Origin of the sequence: Nocardia sp. NPDC050412 (genome assembly GCF_044458825.1) — a bacterium.
Classification (GTDB): Bacteria; Actinomycetota; Actinomycetes; order Mycobacteriales; family Mycobacteriaceae; genus Nocardia.
Genome location: NZ_JBITIJ010000002.1, coordinates 626656 through 652718, shown reverse-complemented (window position 1 = coordinate 652718; position 26063 = coordinate 626656). Strand labels below are relative to the sequence as shown.

General features: G+C 67.9%; 2 protein-coding genes. Both read right to left on the bottom strand.

Annotated elements, in window-relative coordinates:
• Window positions 1–28: 28 nt before the first annotated feature.
• Entirely contained in the window at window positions 29–817 is a 789-nt protein-coding gene (locus ACIBI6_RS06930; protein ID WP_364347526.1) for an FkbM family methyltransferase, read from the bottom strand.
• Window positions 811–25245, bottom strand: coding sequence for a non-ribosomal peptide synthase/polyketide synthase (locus tag ACIBI6_RS06925; RefSeq protein ID WP_396955539.1), 24435 nt, complete (start codon window positions 25243–25245; stop codon window positions 811–813). The genes ACIBI6_RS06930 and ACIBI6_RS06925 overlap by 7 nt, the downstream gene beginning before the upstream one ends.
• Window positions 25246–26063: the final 818 nt, after the last annotated feature.

Sequence of the window (26063 nt, the reverse complement as noted above, 5' to 3'; positions counted from 1 at the left end):
ACCCCTGCACGCACTGGCGTGACCGGCATCAGTCGGCGCGGGGCCTGGTCGCGAACACCTCGTGTATTTCGGTTCCGATCAAACGTGGATCCTGCTGTATCTGCGCCGACATACCGTGCCGATCGAACAGCTCGCGGACTTCCTGCAGGCGGCCCTCGAGGTCGTGGACCTCGGCGACGACGGCGTGAATACATCGCCAGTCCGCATCGGTGATGCCGCGCAAGACTTCCAATTCTGCCCGCTCCACATCGACTTTGAGCAGGCCGATCTCCCTGCCGCGGCAGTGTTCGTCGAGTATCGCCGAGACAGTGGTGACCTCGACCTGCAAAGGCACGCCGTCGTGCAGTCCGGTGGTGATGAGTGCGATGGCCTTATCGTCCAGGCCACTGTTGCGCAGATAGATACGGGTGGCTTGGTCGTCCGCCTCACGGTCGGCGAAGAAACCGGAGTTCGCCGTGGCATGCGGGTACCAGGTGAACGGCCGGGTGCCCGACGTCGCGCCGAGCGCGATCTGCAGGGGGATGCCGCCCGGGACATGCTCTGCGATGTTGCGGTCCAAGCAACGAAAGGTCATCGGCGCGGGCTCGACGGCGATGACCTGGATCCCGGGGCAGGTGTCGGCGAACATCATCGCGGTCAGGCCGATGTTCGCGCCGATATCGAGGGCGATGTCGCCGGGTCGAAGACATTCGGCGGCCCGCCGGTAGAACCCGCCTGTCGAGGTCGTCTCGCCCCACAACATGTGGGCCTCGGCCGGGCTGGTGCAGGTCACCGTTCTGCCGTCGTCCAGACGCAGTTGCTGCAAAGTGGTCAGCATTGTTCCATGAACCTTTCCAAGACAGGGCCGACGATGGCCAGCACATGCGGATGGCTCAACTCGAGGTGGCGGGCGTCCAGGACGACGTTGTGTACCTCGCCGCTGACGTAGGACCGCCACGTCTGGGCGAGCTCTTCGGGGTCGGCGTGGTCTTTCCCGGCGGTGAAGAACATCAGGTCGCCGTCGAAGACGTGCGGCCGGTGCGCGGCGGAGATATCGCTCGCGGTCTGGAAGCTCTCCATCACCCGATCGGTCTGTTCGGCGGTGAACAGGCCGGTCGCGACCACCTGGTCGCGGATGATGTTCCAGGCTTGTTCATGGCTGCTCACCTGCAGCTCGTCGCCGAGGCCGAACAGCTCTCGCCAGCCGCCGAGCAAATCGGCCATCAGCTGTCCCGGCGCGGGCTGGTCAGCGCGCGCCGATTGCGGCGGTGCCTCGGCGGCGCAGTCGAGCAAGGCCAGCATCCCGACCCGGTCACCGTCGCGCTGCAGCCGGACCGCCATGGCGTGCGCGATCTGCCCGCCCAACGACCAGCCGAGCAGGTGATACGGACCCGTCGGTTGCACGCGGCGAATCTCGGCCACATAGCGGTCGGCCAGTTCATCGACCGACCGCGCATCCGGTTCACCGGAGACGACGTGCGGATCCTGCAACCCGAAGACCGGGCGATCCGGATGCAGATGTCCGACGAGGCCGCCATAGAACCAAGCCAGACCGCCCGCTGGGTGCACGGCGAATACCGCCGGTCCGGATCCGCTCCCGCGCAGCGCAAGCAGCACCTTCAGCCCGGAGTTGCCTTCCGCGTCCTCGGACCGGCGCGCCAAGGCTTTGGGCGTCGCATCCTCGAACATCCAGGGCAACTCGATCGTCACACCGCGAGCACTCAACTCGGTCACTGCCATGGTGGCCAGCAGCGAATTGCCGCCCAAATCGAAGAACCCATCGGTCACCCCGACCCGCGGGGCTCCCAGAACCTGCGCGTACACGTCGGTGAGCACCTTCTCGGTGTGCGTGCGCGGCGCGACGAACCGCTGGACCGCTCGTTCGAAATCGGGCGCGGGCAACTCTTTCCGATCGAGCTTGCCGTTGACCGTCAGCGGCAGATCGGGCAGGACCATGATCACCGACGGCACCATGTAGCTGGTCAGCACTTCGGCGGCGCTCGCGCGGACCTCGCCGGGATCGATCCGCTGCCCGTCGCCGCCCACGACGTAGCCGATCAGCTGATCTACCTCCCGCTCGTGGCGGTGCACCGCCACGGCGGCCCGCGACACCGCCGGATGCCGCAGCAGCGCCGACTCCACCTCGCCCAGTTCGATCCGGTATCCACGCAACTGCACCTGCGCGTCGGCCCGGCCGACGTAGGTCAATTCGAGCCCCTCGGTGGTCTCGAGCCAGCGCCCGACATCGCCGGTGCGATACAACCGGCCGCCGCGCGGGTCGAACGGGTTCGCCACGAAACGGCTCGCGGTCAACGCGGGCGCTCGCAGATAGCCGCGCGCGAGTTGCCTTCCGGCGACATAGATTTCGCCACCAACACCGATCGGCACGGGCTGCAACCGGTCGTCGAGCACATATACCCGTAGCCCCGGCAGCGCAGCCCCGATCCCGGACGCACCCGCGCCGTCGACCTCGGCGAAAGTCACATGCACAGTCGTCTCGGTGATGCCGTACATGTTGATCAATCGCGGCGCTCCGGGCCGGTGCGCGGCGAACCAGCCGGTCAACCGCGTCGCATCCAATGCCTCACCGCCGAAGACGACGTACCGCAGCACGAGATCGCCGCAGCCGCACCCCGATTCGCGGTACTGTCGCTCGGCGTCGACGAATCCGTAGAACGCCGACGGGGTTTGGCTCAACACCGTGACCCGCTCACGCGCCACCAGTTCCACCAACGCCTCCGGCGACCGGGAGGTGGGGTAGTCGACGACGACCACCCGGCCGCCACTCAGCAGCGCGCCCCACATCTCCCACACCGCGAAATCGAAAGCGTAGGAATGGAACAGCGTCCACACGTCGTCGGGGCGCAGGTCGAACCGCTCGGCGGCGTGGGTGAGCAAGGTGACGGCTTCGCGGTGGCTGACGGCCACTCCCTTCGGCGTGCCGGTCGACCCGGAGGTGTAGATCACGTAGGCGAGGTTGTCCGGCCGCGCGCCCGCTGGCAACGGGCGGTCCGAGACCACGTCCATGGCCTCTTCGATCAGAACCGTCGGTGCCGCGTATTCCGGTACGTCCGTTGCGAACTCGGCCGAGGTCAACACCGTGGCCGGACGCGCGTCGTCGAGGATGAACCGCAAACGCTGCGGGGGGTTGGCCGTATCCAGCGGCAGATATCCCGCGCCCGCGCGCACCACCGCGAGTAGGCCCACGACCAGTTCGATCGAACGCGGCAACGCCACTGCCACCAGGGTTTCCGGGCCCGCACCGTGCTCGGCGAGCCGAACCGCGAGCCGGGTGGCGCGCCGATCCAACTCCGCATAGCTCACCTGCGAGACACCGTCGGTGACCGCGATCGCATCGGGCTGGGCCGAGACCCGGGTGGTGAACAGCCCAGCCAGAGTCACTTCCGCGACCGCGCCGCCGTCGACTCCGGCGGCCGCGAGGACTTCGCGCCGCTGGTCGGGGTCCACGATGTCGATATCGCCCACGGCGACAGCCGGATTCGCGGTCCCCTGCTCCAAAATTCGGGTGAACGCGCACGCGAAGCGAGACATCGTCTGCTCCACGAACAGATCGGCGGCGAAGGTCAAGCGGCCGACCATGCCGCTCGGTGCGCCCCCGGCGCCGAACTGTTCGACGAGTTTCACGTTCAGATCCGCGCGGGCCTGGTCGAAGCCTGTTTCGATCGGCTCGACGGTGAGCCCCGCCAGCTCCAACGCGGCCGCGCTGAGATCCTGGACATCGAGGGTCACCTGATATAGCGGCATGTGCGCGGTCGAGCGGCGCGGATTCAACGCCTCCACGACCTGCTCGAACGGCACCTCGGCGTGCGCGAACGCGGCCAGATCCGTTTCGCGAGTGGCGGCGAGCAACTGGTCGAACGGCTGCCGCGACGACACCCGCGACCGCAACACCAGCGTGTTTACGAACATGCCGATCAGATCGTCGAGTTCGCGATCGCCACGACCGGCTATCGGGGTACCGACCGCCACGTCGTCCACATCGGCCAGCCGTGCCAGCAGTACGGTCAACGCGGTATGCAGGACCATGAACACCGTGGCGTTGGCCGTGCGGGCGAGTGTGTCGATGCGGGCATGCAGTTCGGCGGACAGCTCGAAATCGACCGTGCGGCCGCGTGTGGACGCCACCGACGGCCGCGGCAGATCGGTCGGCAGCTCGAGCAGTTCGGGCAGCCCGGCGAGGGTGTCGGTCCAGAATCGCAGCTGCCGGGAGACCAGCGAATCCGGATCGTGCTCGTCACCGAGCACCTCGCGCTGCCACAACGCATAGTCGGCGTACTGGATCCGCAGCGGCGGCCAGTTCGGTTGCGTCCCTTGCCGACTCGCCTCGTACGCCACCGCCACATCCCGTGCGAGCGGCATCATGGACTGCCCGTCGGCGCAGATATGGTGTACACAGATCACCAGCACGTGATCGCGGTCGTCGAGGGCGAACAATTCGGCTCGCACCGGCGGTGCCTGGGTGACATCGAAGCCCGCGGAGACCACCGCCGCCGCCCGCTCGAGCACCTGCTGTTCGTCGACCTGGATCGGGGTCAACGCCGGTGCCACCTGGTCGACGTCGACCATGACCTGGCAGGGCGTTCCGTTGATCATCGGGAATGTGGTGCGCAGCGACTCGTGCCGGTCGATGACCAGCGCGCACGCCTGCCGCAGCGCATCGAGGTCGAGTTCGCCGTGCAGCCGGATCACCAACGGAATGTTGTAGCCGCCGACCGAGGTGTCGAACTGGTTGAGGAACCACATCCGCTGCTGAGCCGGGGACAGCGGCACCAGCGCCGGGCGGGTGCGCGATATCAGCGGCACCGCGACGTGGCGGCCGGCCGTGGCGAGATGCGCAGCCAGGTCGGCGACGGTCGGTGCGTCGAACAGGTCTTGGATACCCAGGCTCACCCCGAGTGCCGTGCGCAATCGCGCGACCGCCCGCGTCGCCGACAGCGAATTGCCACCGAGGTCGAAGAAACTGTCCGTCGCGCCCACTGCGCCGATACCCAGGACGTCGCCGAAGACATCCGCGATGCGATGTTCGGTCTCGGTGCGCGGGGCGATCCGTTCCCGTTCGTCCGGGAACTGCGGCGCGGGTAGTGCCGCCCGATCGAGTTTGCCGGTCGCGGTGAGCGGGAGTTCGGCGAGCGGCATGAGCACGTCGGGCACCATGTGCGCGGGCAGGTACCGCCGAGCCGCGCCCTTGACGGCGCTCGGATCGATGCGGCCGTCGCCGACCAGATAGCCGACGAGCCGGTCGGTGCCGTACTCATCGGTGTGCAGCACGACCACAGCGTGGTCGACACCGGGATGTTCGGACAGCACGGCTTCGATCTCGCCGAGTTCGATGCGTTGACCGCGGATCTTGACCTGGAAGTCGCGGCGGCCGAGATACTCCACGGTGTGGTCGGTGTTCCAGCGGGCCAGATCGCCGGTGCGGTACATGCGTGAGCCCGCCGCCCCGACGGGATTCGCCACGAATGCACCCGCTGTGACCGCAGGCCGCCGCACGTACCCGCGGGCCAGCTGGATGCCCGCGAGGTACAACTCCCCGACCACCCCGACCGGCACCGGCCGCAGCCACGGATCGAGGACGACGGCCTCGACGCCACGGCTCGGTCCGCCGATCGTCACCACATCACCGGGAAGCAAAGCATCACTGATCGCGGCCAGAATCGTGGTTTCGGTCGGTCCGTATCCGTTCGCCAACCGCCTGCCCGGCGCCCACACCGAGACCAACTCCGGTATCACCGCCTCGCCACCGGCCATCAGCACGCGCAACGAATCCATCCCGTCCGGCACCATGGTGGCCAGCACACTCGGAGTGAGGAAAGCATGCGAAACCTGTTGCGTACGAATAAGTTCCGCCAACGCGTCACCGGCGAACGCGTCCGGTTCCGCCACCACCAGCAACGCGCCGCTGGTGTGCGCCAGCAGAACTTCCAGGAACATCACATCGAAGCCGATACCTGCGGCGTGCAGCACACGCGATCCGGCGTCCACACCGAAGCGGTCGCGGACGACGGCGGCGAAATTCGCCAGCCCCGCGTGGGTGACCTCGACGCCCTTCGGAACTCCGGTGGAGCCCGAGGTGTAGATCACATACGCCGCGTCCTGGATTCGTGGCGTCCGCAGGCGCTCGGCGTCGGTGACGGCCGCTGCGGACTTCGCCTCGATGCCGGCCTCGGTGTCCGGATCGTCGAGGACAAGCGGCCGCACCTCGTCGGGAAGCAGATCCCGGGACGCCGCGACGGTGAGCGCGACCCGCACACCGGCGTCCGCGACCATATATGCCACGCGCTCGGCCGGGTTGCGCGGATCGACCGGCACGAACGCCGCACCCGTTTTGGTTACCGCCCACAGACTTGTCACGAACTCCAACGACCGCCCCAACGCCAGCGCGACCTGATCACCGGGGCCGACACCCCACTCGATCAACCGCCGCGCCAGCTGGTTCGACCGGGCGTCCAACTCGCCATAGGACATCGTGCGCCGACCCGAAAGCAGCGCTGCCGCACCGGGATTCACGTCGACACCGGCGGCCAGCAACTCGGCCACGAGCCGCGGCCCCACCGGAGTACCACCAGTTGCCGGCACCAACTCCCGCCGCTCGACCGCAGACAGCAGATCCACCGAATCGAGCCGCGCGTACGGATCGGTCGTGATCGCGCGCAGCACGATGTCGAGCCGGGCAGCGAGACCGGATGCCATCTCGGCGTCGATCTGGTCCGGCTGATAGCGCAGGCGGACGTGCAGCGTATCGGTCTGGTGGGCCTGCACGGTGATCGGGTAGTGCGCGGCGTCGCGGCCGTCCGCCGCGATCACCCGCATCCCGTCGATGTCGGTTTCACCCAGCCCGCTGCTGTCGACCGGATAGGACTCGAACACGACGAGGGTGTCGAACAGCGCGACGGCGCCCACGGCCGCCAGTATCTGCGGCAGTTCGAGGTAGTGATGGTCGAGCAGACGGGTGTTGTCGGCCTGCAGTCGCGTCAGTGTGTCGGCGATGGTCCGGTCCCGGCGCACGTCGGCGGCGACCGGAATCGTGTTGATGAACAGACCGATCATCGACTCGACTCCGGGCACGTCGGAGGGACGGCCGGACACCGTGCTGCCGAACACCACGGTGTCGGTGCCGAGCAGGTTACTCAGGACCACCGCCCAGGCGAACTGGACCATCGTCGCCATCGTGACCGACTGTGTGCGGGCGAAGTCCACCAACTCCGCTGTCGTATCGCGATCGAGATCGATCGTCAGATCGGTCGGGATGGTCGCTGCCGACTCGGTGTGTGCACCGGCGATCAGTGTCGGCTCGGTGACATCGCGCAGCGCGTCTCGCCACACCTCGATGCTTGCGGTGCGGTCCTGGCGGTCAAGCCATTCCAGGTAGTCGCGGTAGGACGCGGCAGCCGGCAGCAACTGCGGCTGTGCGTCCGCGGCGTACAACCCGATGAGCTCACGCCACAGCAGCGGCAACGACCAGCCGTCGAGCAGCAGGTGGTGCGCGGTCACCAGCAGCCGGAACTCGTGCGGTCGCACCGCGATCAACAGCAACCGCAGCAGTGGCGGATCGGCCGGATCGAATCCGGTCGCTCGCTCCGCGTCGATAACCTCGTTCAGGTCCGGTGTGTCGCCGGACAGCGTGATGCTGCGCCACGACACGGCCGTATCGGTTGGAATCACCTGCACTGCAACGCCTTCCACGGTTCGCGTGAAGGCGGCCCGCAAGTTGGGGTGGCGGGCGAGCAGCGCATGGGCGGCTCGCTCGAGCCGGTTCTCATCAACCGCGCCGCTCAGGGTGAGCGCCGATTGCGCGAGGTAGACATCGAGCCCGCCCGCGGCGATCTCGGCGTGGAACAGCAGCCCCGCCTGCAGCGGCGCCAATGGCCACACCTCGCTCAGCGGTCCGTACCGGTCGGCGAACTCGTCCAGATCTCGCTGGGTGAGGTCGACGAGCGGAACGTCGGCTCGCGACAGCCCCCAGTCCTCGGTCGCGAGGGCCGCGACCGCGGTCAGGGCATCGACCCATTCGTCGGCGAGTTCGGCCACGTCGTCGTGGTCGAGCAGCCGCGAGGCGTAGCCGAGGTAGGCCGAGAGCCGCGGTCCGGCCGCGGCATCGACGATGTTCACATCGATCGTGAGCACCGCCGCCGCCGGCATATCCGGATCGAAGGCGGCCCGGCGGTCGAAGGTTTCGTCGGTGGGTACCCACGGCAGATCCGACAGTGCCGCGAGATCGACGCCCACCCGGCCGAGATAGTTGACACTGATCTGCGGCTCGGGCAGCGCGGCGAGCCGGTCGGCCGTGTCGGGGTTCAGATAGCGCAGCAGGCCGTAGCCGATGCCCTTGTCCGGGATGGCGCGCAGCTGGTCCTTGACCGATTTCACCACCGCGCGCAGATCCGCTGGATCGATGCCGCTCAGATCGAGCGCTGCCGGATAGCGGGTGGTGAACCAGCCGACGGTTCGGGAGAGGTCGGCGCCCGCGGCGACCTGCTCCTCGCGACCGTGCCCTTCCAACACGACCTTCATGCCCGCGTGCGCGTCGCCGCGACGCCTGCGCCAGCGAGTCACCGCCACGGTGAGTGCGGCCAACAGCACATCGTCGGCGCTGCCGCGCACAGCGTGGGGCACCGCGTCGAGCAACCCCGAGGTCACCTCGGCCGGGAGCGACACGGTCAACTCACGCACAGTCTCCTGGGTGTCCCGCGCGGGATCCAGCTCCATACGCCCGAGCAACGGATCCGGTGCCGAACCGATCCGCTGCCACAGCTCGACCTCGCCGGCGCGCTCGGCCGCCGCGGCGATCAACGCGTGCGCCCACCGACGCATGGAGGTGCCCGGCGCGGCCAGCTCGACCGCCCGGCCCCGGGTGATCTGCTGCCAGGCAGTCACGAAGTCCGGCACCAGGATTCGCCACGACACCGCATCGACGGCCAAATGATGGATCACGATCAGTGCCCGGCCCTCGGCGTCCACACCGGACTCGGGCAGCAGGCACACGACATGCACCAGCCTGTCCGCCGCCGGGTCGAGCCGGTCGTACGCCGCGGTGGACGCCGCTTGCACCACGGCCGTGAAACCGGCGCCGCCCGGAGTCTCATCGGCGCCGAAGGTCCGCACGGAGACCGAACCGGTGGCGTCGGCTGCGCTCGGCGGCAACACCTCCCAGCTTTGGCTGTCGAGCCGCGAGCGCAGCACGTCGTGGCGTTCGACGATCGCCCGCACGGTCGAGACCACATCGTCGACGCGCGCGTCACGCGGCAGACGCACCAGCATCGACTGCGCGAACCGAGCCGGCGCCCCGAGCCGCTCGACGAACCAGGACACGATCGGCGTGCCCGGAATCTCGCCCACACCACCGCCGGGCAGCTCGGCGAGCGTTGCCCGTTCGGCCGCCTGCGCGACCTGCGCCAGCCCACGAATCGTCTTGTGCTCGAAGATGTCTCGAGCCGTCACGGCGACCCCCGCCGACCTCAGGCGCGCGGCCAGCTGAATCGACATGATGGAGTCGCCGCCGAGCGCGAAGAAGGAGGTCGTCGCGCCCACCGTGGTGACGCCGAGGACGTCGGCGAACGCGGCGGCCACGGTGCGTTCCAGGTCGGTCGATGCCGCGTCGGCCGCGTCATCGGTGGTCTCGAAAACATGCTCCGGCAACGCTTCTCGATCCACCTTGCCGGACGAGGTGAGCGGCAGGTGGTCGAGTACCGTGATCGTCGCCGGCACCATATGTGCGGGCAGGGCGGCAGCCACGTGATCGAGCACCACGCTCGGTTCGACGACCGTTGCGGGTTCGGCCGTGATGTACGCGGCGAGCACCTGGTGCCCGCCTGGGCCTCGGCGGCTCACGGTGACCGCGGTCGCGACCGCCGGATGGGTCACTAGCGCCGCGTCGATCTCGCCCAACTCGACGCGCTGGCCGCGAATCTTGATCTGGAAATCGAGGCGGCCGATGTACTGCAACGTGTCCTGCGCGGTCCAGCGGACGATATCGCCGGTGCGATACATCCGCGAACCAGGCGCACCGTACGGGTTCGCCACGAACGAACATGCCGTTGTCCCAGGACGATTCAGATAACTGCGGGCCAGGGCGGCGCCGGAGAAGTGCAGCTCCCCTGGCACTGCGATCGGCACCGGCCGCAGCCGCGCGTCCAGCACCACCGCCTCGGCGCCGCGGATCGGTCCGCCGATGGTGAGCACCTCCCCCGGCCGCACCGGGTCACTGATTGTGATCACGATCGTCGTCTCGGTTGGGCCGTAGATGTGGTGCAGCCGCCGCCCGGCCGCCCAGGAGGCGATCAGATCCTGCGGCACCTTTTCGCCGCCGACCGCCAGCATCCGCAGCGAATCCACCTCGCCGGGCGGCATCGTCGCCAGCACACTCGGTGTCAGGAACGCATGTGTCACCTGGTGGGTCCGGATCAGGTCGGCCAGGTCCGCGCCGGCGAGCGCCTCCGGCGGCGACACCACCAAGGCCGCGCCGGCCGCATGCGCCATCAAGGCTTCGAGCAGCACCGCGTCGAACGCGGGTGCCGCGGCTTGCAGCACGCGCGAGGTGGCCTCGACCCGGTAACGCTCACGCTGCTCGGCCGCGAAGGCCGCAAGCCCCTCATGGGTGACCACCACGCCCTTCGGCGTGCCGGTCGAACCCGACGTGTAGATCACATATGCCGCATCCTGAATCCGAAGGGTGCGCGGGCGATTCGCGTCCGACACGGCGTGGCTGGGACGCGCGGCGATCTCGACGGCCGCGTGCGGATCGTCGAACACGAGCCAGCGAACACCGTCCGGCAGGGACGGCCGCGCGGCCGCGACCGTGACGCCGACCTCGGCACCGGAATCGTGCAAAAGATAGGCGATCCGCTCCGGCGGATAACGCAGGTCCACCGGCACGAACGTCGCCCCGGTCTTCATGATCGCCCACATGGCGACGTGATAGTCGGCCGAGCGCGGCACGACCAGGGCGGCGCGCATCCCGGGCCCCGCACCCCAGGAAAGCAGCTGCGCCGCAAGCCGGTTGGCGCGGGCGTCGAGCTCGACGTAGCTGAGGGCATGCGCGCCGTCGATCAGGGCGATCGCCTCGGGAGTTGTTGCCACGGCCGAGGTCAGCAGATCGGGCAACAGACGCGGCGTGGGGGCGTCGCCGCCGCGCGCCGGGAGCAGTCGTTCGGCCTCCCCGACACCGATCAGCGAGACGTCACCTACCGGCTGGGTCGGATCGGCGACGACCGCGTCGAGGACGCGGAGGAACCGCTCGGCCAGCGCGGTCGCGGAGGATTCTACGAAAAGATCTGTCGCATAGATGATTTCACCCTCGATCCCGGCCGGTCGAGCACCGTCGAGGCATTCGGTCAGCAACACCATGAGGTCGGTCTTGGCCTGGGCGACACCGGGATCGAGCAGTTCGACATCGATGTCAGGCAGCTGGAACCGGGCCGCGGCAGTCTTCTGCAACCCGAACAGCACCTGATACAGCGGCGTATACGCCGTCGACCGGGGCCGGTCGAGGACGTCGACCAACCGCTCGTAGGGCAGATCCGCATGCGCGAGCGCCTCGAGGTCGATGCCGCGTACCTCGGCCACGAGTTGCCGAAACGAGCGATCGTCGCGGACCGGCGTACGCAGCACCACGGTGTTGACGAACATACCGACGAGATCCTCCAGCACCGGAATGCCCCGCCCCGCGACCGGCGTACCGACCGACACATCGTCGGTGTGCGCTGTGCGCGCCAGCACAATCGCCAGCGCGGCGTGCAGCACCACGAAGACGGTGACGCCCTCGCGACGGGCCAGCCGCACGACCTCGTCGTGCAGCCGCTGTGGGATGCAGAAGCGGACACTGCCGCCGACCATCGACATGGTCGCGGGCCGAGGATGATCGGTCGGCAGATCCAGCAGATCCGGGGCGTCGGCGAGAGCGTCGGTCCAATAGGGGATCTGCCGCGCGATAATCGACGACGGGTCGTCCTCGGCGCCGAGGACCTCCCGCTGCCACATCGCGTAGTCGGCGTACTGAACCTGCAACGGTTTCCATTGTGGCGCTGTGTCTTTCACCCGTGCGCGGTACGCGGCGAACACGTCGCGCGCCAACGGCGCCATCGACGCGCCGTCGGCGGCGATGTGGTGGACGACCAGCACCAGCACGTGCGCATCGGGGCCGGTGCGATACAGCCGCGCTCGCATGGGCACCGTGTGTGCGACATCGAAGCCCGTCTCGACGGTCTGCCGAATCCGCTCGCCCAGCACGGTCTCGTCGGCGACCGGCTCCGGATCCAGTGCCGAGCCGTCGAACACGGTCGTCACGTCCCGCACAACCTGACACGGCTCGCCGCCGACCGCGGGATACACCGTCCGCAACGGCTCGTGCCGCGCCATCACGTCGCCGAACGCCGCCCGCAGCGCTTCGACGTCGAGCGCGCCGGTCAACCGGACCGCGAAACTGATGTTGTAGGCCGCCGAGGCGGTATCGAACTGGTTGATGAACCACAACCGGCGTTGCGCCGTCGCCAGCGGGATCGTTGCCGGGCGCGGCCGCGGCGCGAGCGGGATCAGCGCCGCCCGCGTCCGCTGTGCCAGTCGTGCCGCCAATCCGGCGATCGTCGGCTCCTCGAAAACATCGCGGATGCCGACTTCGACACCGAGCGCCGTCTCGGCGCGTGCGGCGATCCGGGCGGCCGACAGGGAGTCGACACCGATCTCGAACAGGTTCGCGCGCACGCTCACCAGCTCGCTACCGCTGACCGCGGCGACGATATCGGCCAGTGCCGCTTCGCGTTCGGTGCGAGCCGGAACGAATTCCTCGCCGTCGTCGAAGGTCGGCTGCGGCAAGGCCGCGCGGTCGAGTTTGCCGTTCGAGCTGAGCGGCATGGCGTCGAGCACCTCGACGCGAGCCGGCACCAGATACGAGGGCAGCACGTGCGAAAGTTGCGCGCGGATCGTGCGACCGTCGGTCACCGCCGCGGGCACCAGCGTCACATAGGCGACGATGCGTTCCGAGGTCGCGACGACAACCGCGCGAGCGACCTCCGGCAGCGCGCACGCCGCCGCTTCGATATCACCGGGCTCCACCCGCTGACCGCGCACCTTCACCTGAAAATCGCTGCGGCCCAGGAATTCCAGCTCACCGCTGCGCCTCCACCGCACCAGGTCACCAGTGCGATACATCCGCTCCCCCGGCGCCCCGAACGGGTGCGCGGCGAAGGCGACGCAGGTGAGTTCGGCGCGAGCATGATATCCGCGCGCCACCTGCACACCCGAGACGTACAAATCGCCGGCGACACCGACCGGCACCGATTTCAGCCGCTTGTCGAGCACGTAGACCCGCATGCCCGCCACGGGCGCGCCGATCGGGACCGTCGCCGGGGTCCGCGCACCTGGCAGGCAGCGCGCGGCCGTGACCACTTCCGCCTCCGCCGGGCCGTACCAGTTCACCACCTCGGCCTCGGGGAACACGCGCATCGCGGCGTCGATGATGTGCTGCGCCAGCGCCTCACCTGCGACGAAAATCCTTCGGATGGAAGGTAATTCGGTATCGTGGACGGCTTCGACCAGGACGTCGAGCATCGACGGCACGAAGTGTACGGTGTTGACGTCACCGCTTGCGATCAGGCTGGCGAGGTAGGCAGGGTCCCGGTGCCCGTCGGGTTCGGCCACCACGATGTGCGCGCCGACCTGCAACGGCCAGAACAACTCCCACATGGCGATGTCGAAGGTGATCGGCGTCTTATGCAGCACCGTATCGGACGCGGTGTGCGGCCACTGCTGCTGCGCCCACGCCAGTTGGCTCATGGTCGCGGCGTGCGTCAGGGACACGCCTTTGGGAACGCCGGTGGAGCCGGAGGTGAACAGTACATAGGCCACGTTCTCCGGCCGCAGCGGCGAGCGCCGTTCCGCGTCGGTGATCGGGGCGCCGGACAGCTCGGCCACCTCCACTCGATCAATGCGAACGGAGTCGAATCCCGCGGGCAGACCGTCGTCGTCCGCTGAGGTGGTGAGCACCAGCAGCGGACGTGCCGCACCCAGCACACCGGCGATGCGCGCACTCGGTTGGTCCGGGTCGATCGGCAGGAAGGCAGCACCCGCCTCGACCACCGCATACAGCGCCGTGACGAGTTCGATCGAGCGCCGAACAGCCACCGCCACAACGGTTTCCGGACCCGCACCGCGGGAGATGAGCCACCTGGCCAACTGGTTGACGCCGGCCGCGAACTCTCGGTAGGTCAGCGCCTGGCCGTCCAGAAACCGAATCGCCGGGGCATCCGGGGTGCGCTCGACCTGTTCGCCGAAGGCGTCCACCAGGGTCCGGCCCACCGAGACGGGGTCGCCGGTGTCGTTCCAGCGCTTGAGCACCAGCTGCCGCTCGCCGGCCTCGATCAGATCGATATCGCCGATCGGCGCATCGGCGTCGGTCGTGACACCGTCGAGCAGGCGCACGAACCGATCGGCGAAACGCTGCGCGGAGTCGGCGTCGAACAGATCGGTGGCGTAGGTCAGCCGCAGCGACATGCCGGTCGGCTCATTGTCGGGCCCGTGCTCCTCGGTGATCATGAGCAGCAGGTCGTAGATCGCGGCACTATCGCCCGGGTCGATGGTCTCGATGGTGAGACCAGGAAGTTCCACGTGCGCCCGCACCATGTTCTGGTAGGCGAGCATCACCTGGAACAACGGCGTGTGTGCCGTCGACCGTGCCGGATTCAGCGCCTCCACCAGCTGCTCGAACGGCACGGTGGCATGGTCGAAGGCCTCGATGTCGTTGTGCCGCACCGCATCCAGCAGGCCGGTGAAGGTCTGTCCGAGCGTGACGCGGGTGCGCAGTACCAAGGTGTTGACGAACATCCCGACGAGGTGGTCGAGCGCCCGGTGGCCGCGACCGGCGTGCGGCACGCCGATCGCGATGTCGTCGCTGCCGGACAGCCGCGACAGCAGCACCGCGAGCGCGGTGTGCACCACCATGAACGTGGTGGCCCTGGCTCGCTGGGCCAATGCCTCCACCCGGCCTTGCAATTCGGCCGGAATATCGACCCTCAGCACCGCCCCGTGGTGGGTCTGCTCGACCGGGCGCGGCCGATCTGTCGGCAGCTCGAGCAGTTCGGGGAGGCCCGCGAGTCGGGTTCGCCAGTAGGCGATATCGCGGGAAACGGGCGAGTCCGGGGCGTCGGGCGAGCCGAGCACTTCGCGCTGCCACAGGGCGTAATCGGCGAATTGGACGGGGAGCGGCGCCCAATCCGGAGGGCTTCCACTGGTTCGCGCCCGATACGCGGCCACGATATCGGCGGCCAGCGGTGCCACCGAATAGCCATCGCAACTGATGTGGTGCACGGCCACCGCGACCACCCAGGCCATATCCGACAACTGATACAGCGCTACCCGCACCGGCACGCCCTTTGATACATCGAATCCGGTGTTCGAGAACGCGGCCAGCCGGCGGGCCAGCCCGCGCTCCTCGATCCGCTGCGGGGCGAGGTTCCAGCCCGCCACGACATCGGCCGCGTCCAACACCACCTGCGTGGGCGTGCCGTCGACCGCCGGATACATGGACCGCAAGCTCTCGTGCCGAGTGACGACGTCTCCGACCGCCGCTACCAGCGCCTCGACGTCGAGCACACCGTCGAGCCGAATTGCCAGCGGCACAACGTAACCGGGCGACAGCGGGTCGAACTGGTTGATGAACCACATCCGGGCCTGCGCCGTCGACAACGGCAGCCGATGCGGTCTCGGCTTCGGTGTCGGAGCCGGCAGGCCGGGCACCCCGCGCAGCTGTGCGATGCGTTCGGCCAACTCGGCGACAGTGGGGGCCTCGAAGATCATTCGCACCGGGACGGTCGCATCCACGACGGCCCCGATCCGGCTCAGCGCGCGCGTGGCGACCAGTGAATTCCCGCCCAGATCGAAGAAGTCGTCGTCCGCGCCGACCGCCGGTAGGCCGAGCAACTCGGCGAAAACCGCAGCCACGGCCTGCTCCACCAGCCCGCGCGGCGCCCGGTAGTCGGCCTCGTGGTCGCTCGGCTCCGGCTCGGGCAGGGACCGGAAGTCGATCTTGCCGTTGGCCGTCAGTGGCACGGCATCGATGCGGACGATCGCCGTCGGCACCATATAGGCCGGCAGTCGCTCCAGCAGAAAACGTCGAATCTGCTTGGCGTCCAGGGCTTCCTGGGTGACCACGTAGGCAACCAGGCGTTGCTCGTCACGGCCGGGGTGCACCCGGGCGACGGCTGCGGTCACCTGGTCGTGCGCGAGCAGGGCTGACTCGATATCGCCCAGTTCGATCCGCAGTCCGCGAATCTTCACCTGGTCGTCGGCGCGGCCGACATAGCGCAGAGCGCCTCGCTTGTCCCAGTGAACCAGGTCGCCGGTGCGGTAGAGGCGCGTTCCGTGCGTGTCGTCGAGCGGGTCGGCGACGAACGTCGCCGCCGTCAGACCCGGGCGGTGGTGGTATCCGCGGGCCAGCTGGACGCCGCCCAAATAAAGCTCGCCGGTTACCCCCGGCGGAACCGGGTGCAGTCGCGAATCGAGCACGTGCACAATCACATTCGGCTCGGGAACCCCGATCGGCACCGCCGCGCCATCGACCCCGTCGACGTGGTACGCGGTGACGCTGACCGCGGCCTCGGTCGGCCCGTACAGGTTGTCGATGCGCGCATTGCTGACATCCCGGAATCGTCGGACGGTTTCGCCCGACAGCGTTTCGCCGATGCACAGTACCGACCGCAGATCCGGGAATTCGCGGCCGACGGCCGTCTCCCGGAACACCGACAGCAGCGACGGCACGAAATCAGCGGTCGTCACGTGATGTTCGGCAATCAGCCGGGCCACCGCTTGCGGATCGCCGCTCCCGTTTGGACCAGCGACCACCAACTTCGCACCAGATATCAATGGGCAGAACAACTCCCAGACCGAGAGGTCGAAGGTGACCGGCGTCCGCAACAGCATGACGCCGTCGTCGAGGTCGTAGTGCTCACGCATCCAGCGCAGCTGATTGGCCACTGCGGCATGCGGTATCGCCACCCCCTTCGGTACCCCGGTCGAGCCGGAGGTATAGATGACATAGGCCAGATTCCCCGGTTGCAGCGGCCCGAGCCGATCGGCATCGGTCACCGGCGAGGGATCCTCGTGCTCGGCGTCGAGATCCGCGAGCATCCACGCCGGAACGTGGTCGGACAGATTCGCGTCGTCGCCGGGACGGGTGAGTACCGCCCTCGGCCGCGCGGCGGTCACAATGGCGCGCACGCGATCGCGTGGATGGTCCTGGTCCAGGGGCAGATAGGCCGCGCCGGCCGCGTGGATTGCATACAGTGTGGTCAGCAGGTCGACCGAGCGCCGCATTGCCACGGCCACAACCGTTTCCGGACCCACACCGCGTCCGATCAAAGCGCGGGCCAGCCGGTTCACCCGCGCCGCGAATTCGCGGTAGCTCAGCCGCGCGCCGTCTTCGGCGTCGAGCACGGCGGTGCTGTCCGGCGTCGCCGCGGCCTGGGCGGCGAACAGGTCCACGACTGTCGTCGACGGCGGTGGGGTCGTGCCCGCGGCCGCACGCGCGGCCAGCTCGCGTGCTTCCTGCGCGGTCAGCAGCTCGACGTCGCCGACCGCCTGCGCGGGATCGGCGACCATCGCCCGCAGCAGCAGCACGAATCGTTCGAACATCGAGGTGATCGTTACCTCATCGAAAAGGTCTGTCGCGTAACCGAATTCCACGGCCATTGCGCCCGGTTCACGGTCGCGCGCCGCGGTGTCGACGAGGTTGAGATGCAGATCGTATTTGGCCACGCTCGGATCGGCGGCCCGCGCCGACACCGTCAGGCCCTCGAATTCCACGGTGGGAATCTCGATGTTGTGGAACGAGAATCCGACCTGTGTCAACGGCGCATGTGCCGTCGTGCGGGGCGGATTGAGCACCTCGACAATCCGCTCGAACGGAATGTCGGCGTGGTCGAAGGCGGCCAGATCGGTCGCCCGCACCTGCTCCAGGATCTGCAGGAAGGACGCGCCGGGTTCGATGCGAGTGCGCAGCACCAGGGTGTTGACGAACATGCCGATCAGGCGCTCGAGTCCCGGTTCGCCGCGACCGGCGATCGGTGTGCCGACCGCGATGTCGCCGGTTCCGGAAAGCCGGGCCAGCAGTGCGGCATACGCGGCGTGCAGCACCATGAAGACCGTCACGTCGTGACGGCGGGCCAGCGCGACGATGTCGCGACCGAGGTCGGCGGGCAGCACCGCCGACACCGTCGCACCGCGGAACGATTGCCGGGCCGGGCGCGGACGATCGGTGGGCAGGTCGAGCACTTCGGGCAGATCGGCCAGCGCCGTCCGCCAATACTCGATCTGGGTGGCGGCCGGAGAGCTCGGCGCGTTCTCGGCACCAAGCCATTTCCGTTGCCACAGCGCGTAATCGACGTACTGCACAGGTAACGAAGGCCACTGCGGCGCCTGCTGCCGCACGCGGGCGTTGTAGGCGGTCACCAGGTCCGCGGCCAGCGGTGCGAGCGAGGACCCGTCGAAGCCGATGTGATGGACGATGAGCACCAGGGTGTGCTGCTCGCAGCCGCTGCGCAGCAACGTGATTCGCAACGGCACCGCACGGGTGACGTCGAATCCGGCCGCGGCCGCCGCAGCGATGTGCGCCTCGACCTCGTCCGCCGGCACCTCGATCGGCTCCAGCGAGGGCAGGGCCGACCGCACCGGCACGATCAGCTGGTGTGGTCCACTGTCGCTGTCCGGATAGACGGTGCGCAGCGCTTCGTGGCGGTCGAGCACATCGGTGATCGTCGCGCGCAGCGCGGCCACGTCGAGTGGTCCCGACATGCCCACGACCAGCGCGATGTTGTACAGCGCCGAGCTCGTGTCGAACTGATTGAGGAACCACATCCGGGTCTGGGCGGGCGAGAGCGGAATCTGAGCCGGCCGCCCCTGCGGAACCAGCGGTTCCCGACCAGGTCCCTCGATTGCCTTCAGAGTCTGCGCGAAGGCCGCGAGAGTCGGCGCATCGAAGACGGTGTGCAGTGCGACATCGACGGCGAATACCGCGCTCAGCCGCGCCGCCAGCCGCGTCGCCGACAGCGAGTTGCCGCCGAGGTCGAAGAAGTTGTCGAGCACGCCGACGCGATCGACGCCCAGCACAGCGGCGCACACATCCGCGACGATCTGCTCGGCCGCGTCGCGAGGCGCGACGAATTCGGTCTCGGCGGCGAATACCGGCGCGGGCAATGCCGCGCGGTCGGCCTTGCCCACCGAGGTCAGCGGCAGCGCGTCGAGCACCGTCACCGCGTCCGGAACCATATGCGACGGCAGGTGTTGCGCGGCGTGAGCCCGCAGTTCCGCGGCGTCGATGGCATCGATCGCCGGCGTGACGTAGGCAGCAAGTCTCGGTCCGCTCTCCGTCGCCACACTGACCGCCACCGCCGCCGCCACGGTGGGATGCCCCGCGAGAATGGCTTCGATTTCGCCGAGTTCGATGCGCTGGCCGCGGATCTTCACCTGGAAGTCGGTGCGCCCGACGTATTCCAGGGTGTGCTCGGGCGTCCAGCGAGCGAGGTCGCCGGTGCGGTACATGCGGGCACCCGGCGTACCGAACGGATCGGCCACGAACGCCGACGCGGTATCCGCCGGCCGATCGAGGTAGCCGCGGGCGAGGTGAATGCCACAGATGTACAGCTGTCCCGTCACCCCGGCCGGCACCGGCTGCAGATTCTCGTCCAATACCAGAGCCTCGACACCGCGAATCGGGCCACCGATCGTGACGCGGGCATCGGCGCGCAGCGGGTCGCTGATCGCGACCATGATCGTGGTCTCGGTCGGCCCGTATCCATTGAACAACCGACGGCCCCGACTCCACATCGCTGTCGTTTCCGCCGACACCACCTCGCCACCGGCCACCAGATCCTGCAGGGCGTCCGCACCGTCGGGAGACATGGTCGCGAGCACGCTGGGTGTGATGAATGCATGCGAGATCCGTTGCGTACGAATCAATTCCGCCAGCCGGTCGCCGGCGAAGACATCCGGCGGCGACAGCACCAGCGCGGCACCGTTCGGATGTGCCATGAGCAGCTCCAGGACCAGTGCATCGAACCCCGGAGCCGCCACCTGCAACACCCGTGCGGAACTGTCGATCCGATAGCGTTCTCGTTGTTCGGCGGCGAAATTCGCCAAGCCCGCGTGCGTCACAGTGACGCCCTTCGGCTCGCCCGTCGACCCCGACGTGTACACGACGTACGCCGAGTTCGTGACCCGGCAGGGCCGGATCCGATCGGTATCCGTCACCGCGGCCGGGGATCGCGAGGCAATGCACATCTCGCTGCCCGGATCGTCCAGCAGCAACCGCGGTACCGAGGGTGGCAGCAGGTCTTGGGTGGCTGCCGCCGTCAGCACCACCGCGGCCTGCGCGACCATGAGCGCGACCCGCTCGGTGGGATTGCGCGGATCCACCGGGACGAATGCCGCACCGGCCTTCACCGTCGCCCACATCGCGACCACTAGTTCCACGGACCGCCCCAGCACCAGCACGACCTGGTCGTCGGGACCTATTTCCCACTCGATCAACAACCGAGCGAGCTGATTCGACCGGACATCCAACTCCCCATACGACACCGTGCGTTCCGCGGACACGATCGCCACGGCCTCCGGATTCTCGACCGTCAGCAATTCCGCCAGCACCCGCGGCGGCTCGGCAGCGCCACCCGACGCGGGCACCAGCGCGGCTCGCTCACTCGCTGCCAGCACATCGACCGCACCGACACGCTGCCGCGGATTCGACACGACCGACGCGAGGATCCGATTCAGCCGCCCGGCGAACTCCTCGACCGTAGTGCGATCGAACAGGTCCGTGGCGTAGTTGATCCGCAGGCCGAGATCGCCTGCTGCGCTGGTGTTCTCGGTGACGGTGAAGATGAGATCGACCTTCGCCGGTTGTGGTCCCGGTTCCAGGACCTCGACGGTGAGCTCGGACAGCTCCAGGCTCGGACGGTCCATGTTCTCGAAGGCGAGGTACACCGGGCACAGCGGGTCGTGCGCCGCCGACGGCATCGCATCGACCACCTCTACGACGCGTTCATAGGGCAGATCGCTGTGGGCGAAGGCATCCACATCGATGTCTTTGACCCGGGTCAGAAACTCGGCGAACGATTCGTCGCCGCGCACCTGGGTGCGCAGCGGAACCGTGTTGACGAACATGCCGATCAGCGGTTCCAGCGCGCGCTCGCCGCGGCCTGCGACCGGCGTCCCGATCGTGATGTCCGCCGTGCCCGACAGCCGGGTGAGCAGGACGGCCACCGCGGCGTGCACGACCATGAAGCTGGTGACGTTCGTCGCGCGTGCCACCCGCTCGATCCCGGCGCGCGTCGCGGGCGGGATCACGGTGTCGACGACGTCGGCAAGCATGGACCGGCGAGCCGGGCGCCGGCGGTCGGCAGGCAGTTCGAGCAGCCGCGCCATTCCCGCCAATTGCGTTGTCCAATACTGTAATTGGCGTGCAGCGAGCGAATCCGGGTCGTTTTGGTCGCCGAGCACGTTGCGATGCCAGATGCTGTAGTCGGCGTACTGCACGCTCAGCGGTTGCCAGTCCGGCGCATGCCCCTGCGACCGTGCTCGGTAGGCGGCCGCGAAATCGGCTGCGAGTGGTGGCAGCGACGATCCGTCGCAGCAGATGTGATGCAGGACGACGACCAAGGTGTGTCGTAGAGGGTCGGCGGATGCGAGCAGCGCGACCCGGATCGGCGGACGTCGGCGCACATCGGTGCCGGTCGAGGCCAACTCCCGGATTCGGTGCTCGAGCTCGTCGGGATCGGTGGGGTGCGGGGTCGGATCGAGATCGGCGGCCACCAGCTCGGCGGGCAGAACCACCTGCGTCCCTTGACCATTCACTGCCGGGTACACGGTGCGCAGGGATTCGTGTCGTTGGAGCAGGTCGGTCAGCGCCGAACGCAGCGCCGTGGCGTCGAGGTATCCGGTCAGCTGCAGCACCAGCGGAATGTTGTAGGCCGCCGAGGTCGGATCCACCTGATTGATCAGCCAGATCCGGTTCTGTGCCGGCGCCAGCGGGATGGGTTCGACGCGCGGCTGTGCCCGCAGGGTGGGGCGGCTGTAGTGCTGCCTGGCGTCGATATGGGCGGCGAGTCGGGCGACGGTCGGCTCGCCGAACAGGTCGCGCACCGACACCTCGCAGCGGGTCAGCTCGGCGATCCGCACAGCGGCGCTGGTCGCGGTGAGCGAATTGCCGCCCAGTTCGAAGAAGTCGTCCAGCACACCGATCCGCGGGGCACCCAGAACCTCGGCGAAGACGTCGGCGATGGTCTCCTCGACGACGGTGCTGGGCGCGACATACACCGCGCCCGAATCGATGGCAGGCTCGGGCAGCGCGCGATAATCAATTTTGCCGTTGACGGTCAATGGCAATGCCGGCATAGCGACGATGTGTGCTGGGATCATGTACTCCGGGAGCAGCGACCCGACGTGCGCGCGCAGTGCCTCGGGTTCGTAGACCACGTTGTCGGCGGGCACGACATACGCGACCAGCCGGGCCGCTTCCGTCCCCGGCAGGTGCACGATCACCACCGCCGCCGCGACCGCGCTGTGGCTCAGCAGCGCGCTGCGGATCTCGTCCAGCTCGATCCGGAACCCGCGCAGCTGCACCTGCTGGTCGGCGCGACCACGATATTCCAACTCGCCCTTGGTGTTTCGGCGAGCAACGTCGCCGCTGCGATACAGACGCTCGCCCGGCGGGCCGAACGGATCGGCGACGAAGCGTCCCGCAGTCAATCCGGGGCGGTCGAGATAGCCGCGGGCCAGTTGGTCGCCCGCGACGTAGATCTGGCCCCAGGCGCCCAGCGGCACCGGGCGCAAGTGCGCGTCCAGGATGTGGACGCGCAAGCCCGGCAGCGGCCGTCCGATTGTGCTCGGCGCACCCGGCACGGCGATGTCCGGTGGCAGCTCTAGATAGGTGACGAAGACCGTGGTTTCGGTGATGCCGTAGCTGTTGGCCAGCACGGGCAGATTCGGATTGTGCCGGTACCAGGCCGCCAAACCGGCCGGGTCGAGCGCTTCGCCCGAGAGAACGACCAGCCGCAGCGCAAGCTCACCGTCGGGCTCGTCCGCATCCGCATCCGCATAGCGCCCTCGTGCGGTCACGAATTGATCGAAGGCCGAGGGGGTTTGGCTGAAGACGCTCACCCGCTCGCGCGCCACCAGTCGCAGCATCTCGTCCGGCGAACGCGTGGTTGCGCTGTCCACCACGACCACGCGACCGCCGGTGACCAGCGCGCCGAAAATCTCCCACACCGAATAGTCGAACGCGAACGAATGGAACAGCGTCCACACGTCGTCGGCACGGATTCCGATGTCGGCACAGGCGTTCGTCAGGTAGGTCGCCACCGCGCGATGGGTGATCGGCACGCCCTTCGGCCGGCCCGTCGATCCGGAGGTGTAGATAACGTAGGCGATGTTATCGGGGCGCAGCGGGCGCACGCGATCGGCGTCGGTGATCGGATGCGCGGTCTCGACCTCCCGGTCGTCGTCGAACAGCACCACTCGGCCCGGCTCTGCGGGCATCCGATCGCGCAGACTTCGTTTTGTCACGACCGCGACCGGATCGGCATCGCGCAGCACGTAGTCCAGTCGATCGACCGGGTGCGCCGGATCCAGTGGCAGGTATCCGGCGCCCGACTTCAGCACCGCCAGCGCCACGACGATCAGATCGGCATCGCGCGGCATCGCGATGGCCACCAGCGATTCCGGCCCCGCGCCGCGGGCGATGAGCGTGCGGGCGAACCGGTTCGAACGCTCGTCCAGCTCGAGGTAGGTGAGGGCAGTCGTGCCCGCGGTGACGGCGACCGCGGACGGGCTGACCATGGCCTGCCGGGTCAGCAGATCGACGAGCGTCGCGGCCGTCGCAACGCCGTCGCGGCCGGCGAGTTCACCGAGGATGCGCCGCTCCTCCTCCGGGGCGGCGAGCGGGATGTCGAGCACACGGGTGTCTATCGGCGCGGCCATCAAGCGCTCCAGGAAGTCGACGAATCGACTGGTGTGCACGTCGAGTTCGTCCTGGCTGTACAGATTGGCGTTGCCGTGCAATTCGATGAGCAGCGGCGCGTCGACCCCGGAGCGGTACAGATTCAGCTGCAGATCGTCCAGTGCCCCGGACGTCAGGGCGCGGTAGCGGCCCACCGCCGCACCGAGGCGGATCTCGGAATCGAAGAACAGAATGTTGACGATCGGGCCGAACGAGGCCGCGGCCGGGTCCAACGCGTCGGAATCGCGGCGCAGATCCTCGAACCGGTAGAGCTGATGACGCATGGCCAGGACCAGCTCGGACGCCGCCGCGCGCATCAGCCCTTCCACGGTGGTCGTCGCGTCCACGGCGAATCGGATCGGCACCATGTTCGCCAACATCGCGGTGGCGTTGCGCAGGCGCATCGTCACCCGCCCGGTCACCGGCAGCGACAAGACGACGTCGTCGGTGTCGGTCATGCGGGCGAGGAAAGCGGCGAAGGCGGCGCCCAGCACCTGTGCGGTCGATGCTTGCAGATCCGCGGCGAAACGGTCGAGCGCGACAGTCAGCCCCGACGGCAGCCGCTGGCCGGTGAAGCGATCGTCCTCGCTCCATTTGGCGGTGCGACCGGACAGACTCGGCGCAAGCGGCAGATCGGCGACCTTGTCGAGCCAGTACGCCTTGTCGTTACCGAATCGTGGGGCGGCGCGATACTCCTGCTCCGCCTTGATGATGTCGGCCAGCCGGGCCGCCACCAGCCGCGTGGGTGGCCTGCCCTCGAGCAACGCATTGTAGTGTTCGGCGATCCGGTTCAAGACGTTGAACGCGCCATAACCATCGATCACCAGGTGATGGGCGCGCGCATACCACAGATACCGGTCCTCGCCGAGCCGGATCAGCCGCGTCGCGACGAGTCGCTCCCGGGCCAGATCGACGGCCTTCGTGTTGTAGTCCCGGCGCATCCATTCCATCGCCGCCGCGTACGGGTCGTCTTCGGCGCTGAGATCCAGCAACGGTTCGTCGTAGACGATGCTGCGATCGACGAATTGATAGGGATGACCGCCGAATTCGACCACCCGGACCACGAGCGACTCGGTCTCGTGCCCGGCGTCGTTGACCGCCTTGGTGAACGCGGAGTAGTCGATCGGTCCCTGGATCTCGACGTAGTGCGCGATATTGACGTTCGGGCCGCCCGGTAGATTGTTAGCGAGCCACATTCCGTACTGTGCCCTCGTAAGCGGAATCAGATCCGGATCGTGGGCGGCAGGCGTGGCTGAATTCGGACTCATCGTCTAACCTCTCCTCGAATTCCGGGACACGAGAACAACAAAGTCCCCCACGCGCCCGGCATTTCCCGAAGTGCATTTGCGGATGCACTTACATATGCACACCTCACCTACATTGCGAACCACAACACAAGGACCCGGCCGTTCCCCGATGGATACGGCCTTCAGGCGTCGGCGCCCACCGAACGTATTTAGCCCCCTGTCCCCCGACCCTGTCGAACGACTGTGCAACAAAATTGTCGTGACGGCGGCACGACGATCTGCCGCGGCACGGTCCGGAAACTCCTGGCCGTGCGCATTCAGCCGAAAGCGTCAAACTACGTACGTTATGTCCGTATTCGAATTAGATTTGCGTAGTCGAATCAGCCTATTCCCGTGCCCCACCTCGGTTCGGGATGTCGCCCCAAAGTCGACCCGGGCCCGGGCGGCTGCCGCTTCGAACATTATTAGCCCCTTCGTTCGGTCGAAAAGACAACATGCTCACAACATCCCCGCGCCGCTACTGACGCGGGAACCTGCTGCGGCCGCAGTATAGGGAAACCCGCTGCACCGTACCTATTTAATGCTACTGAACACCGGCTTTCATGTCTCGCACTCGACACGAATCGATGAGCTCGACGAATGCCCACCCAACGGCCAGCTGCGATCGGGCGCAACAGGAACACCGGCGCCGAAACCGGTGAAATCGCAAATATGTGATTCGGCTGTCGCTTACCGGGAGACGGTGGTGGCTACCGAAGTGGTCTTGATGGTTACGCTCGATCAGCATCGATGGGCGGCAAGTCGGCTTCGGCGTCGAGCCATTTCTTGTGGTTGGCACA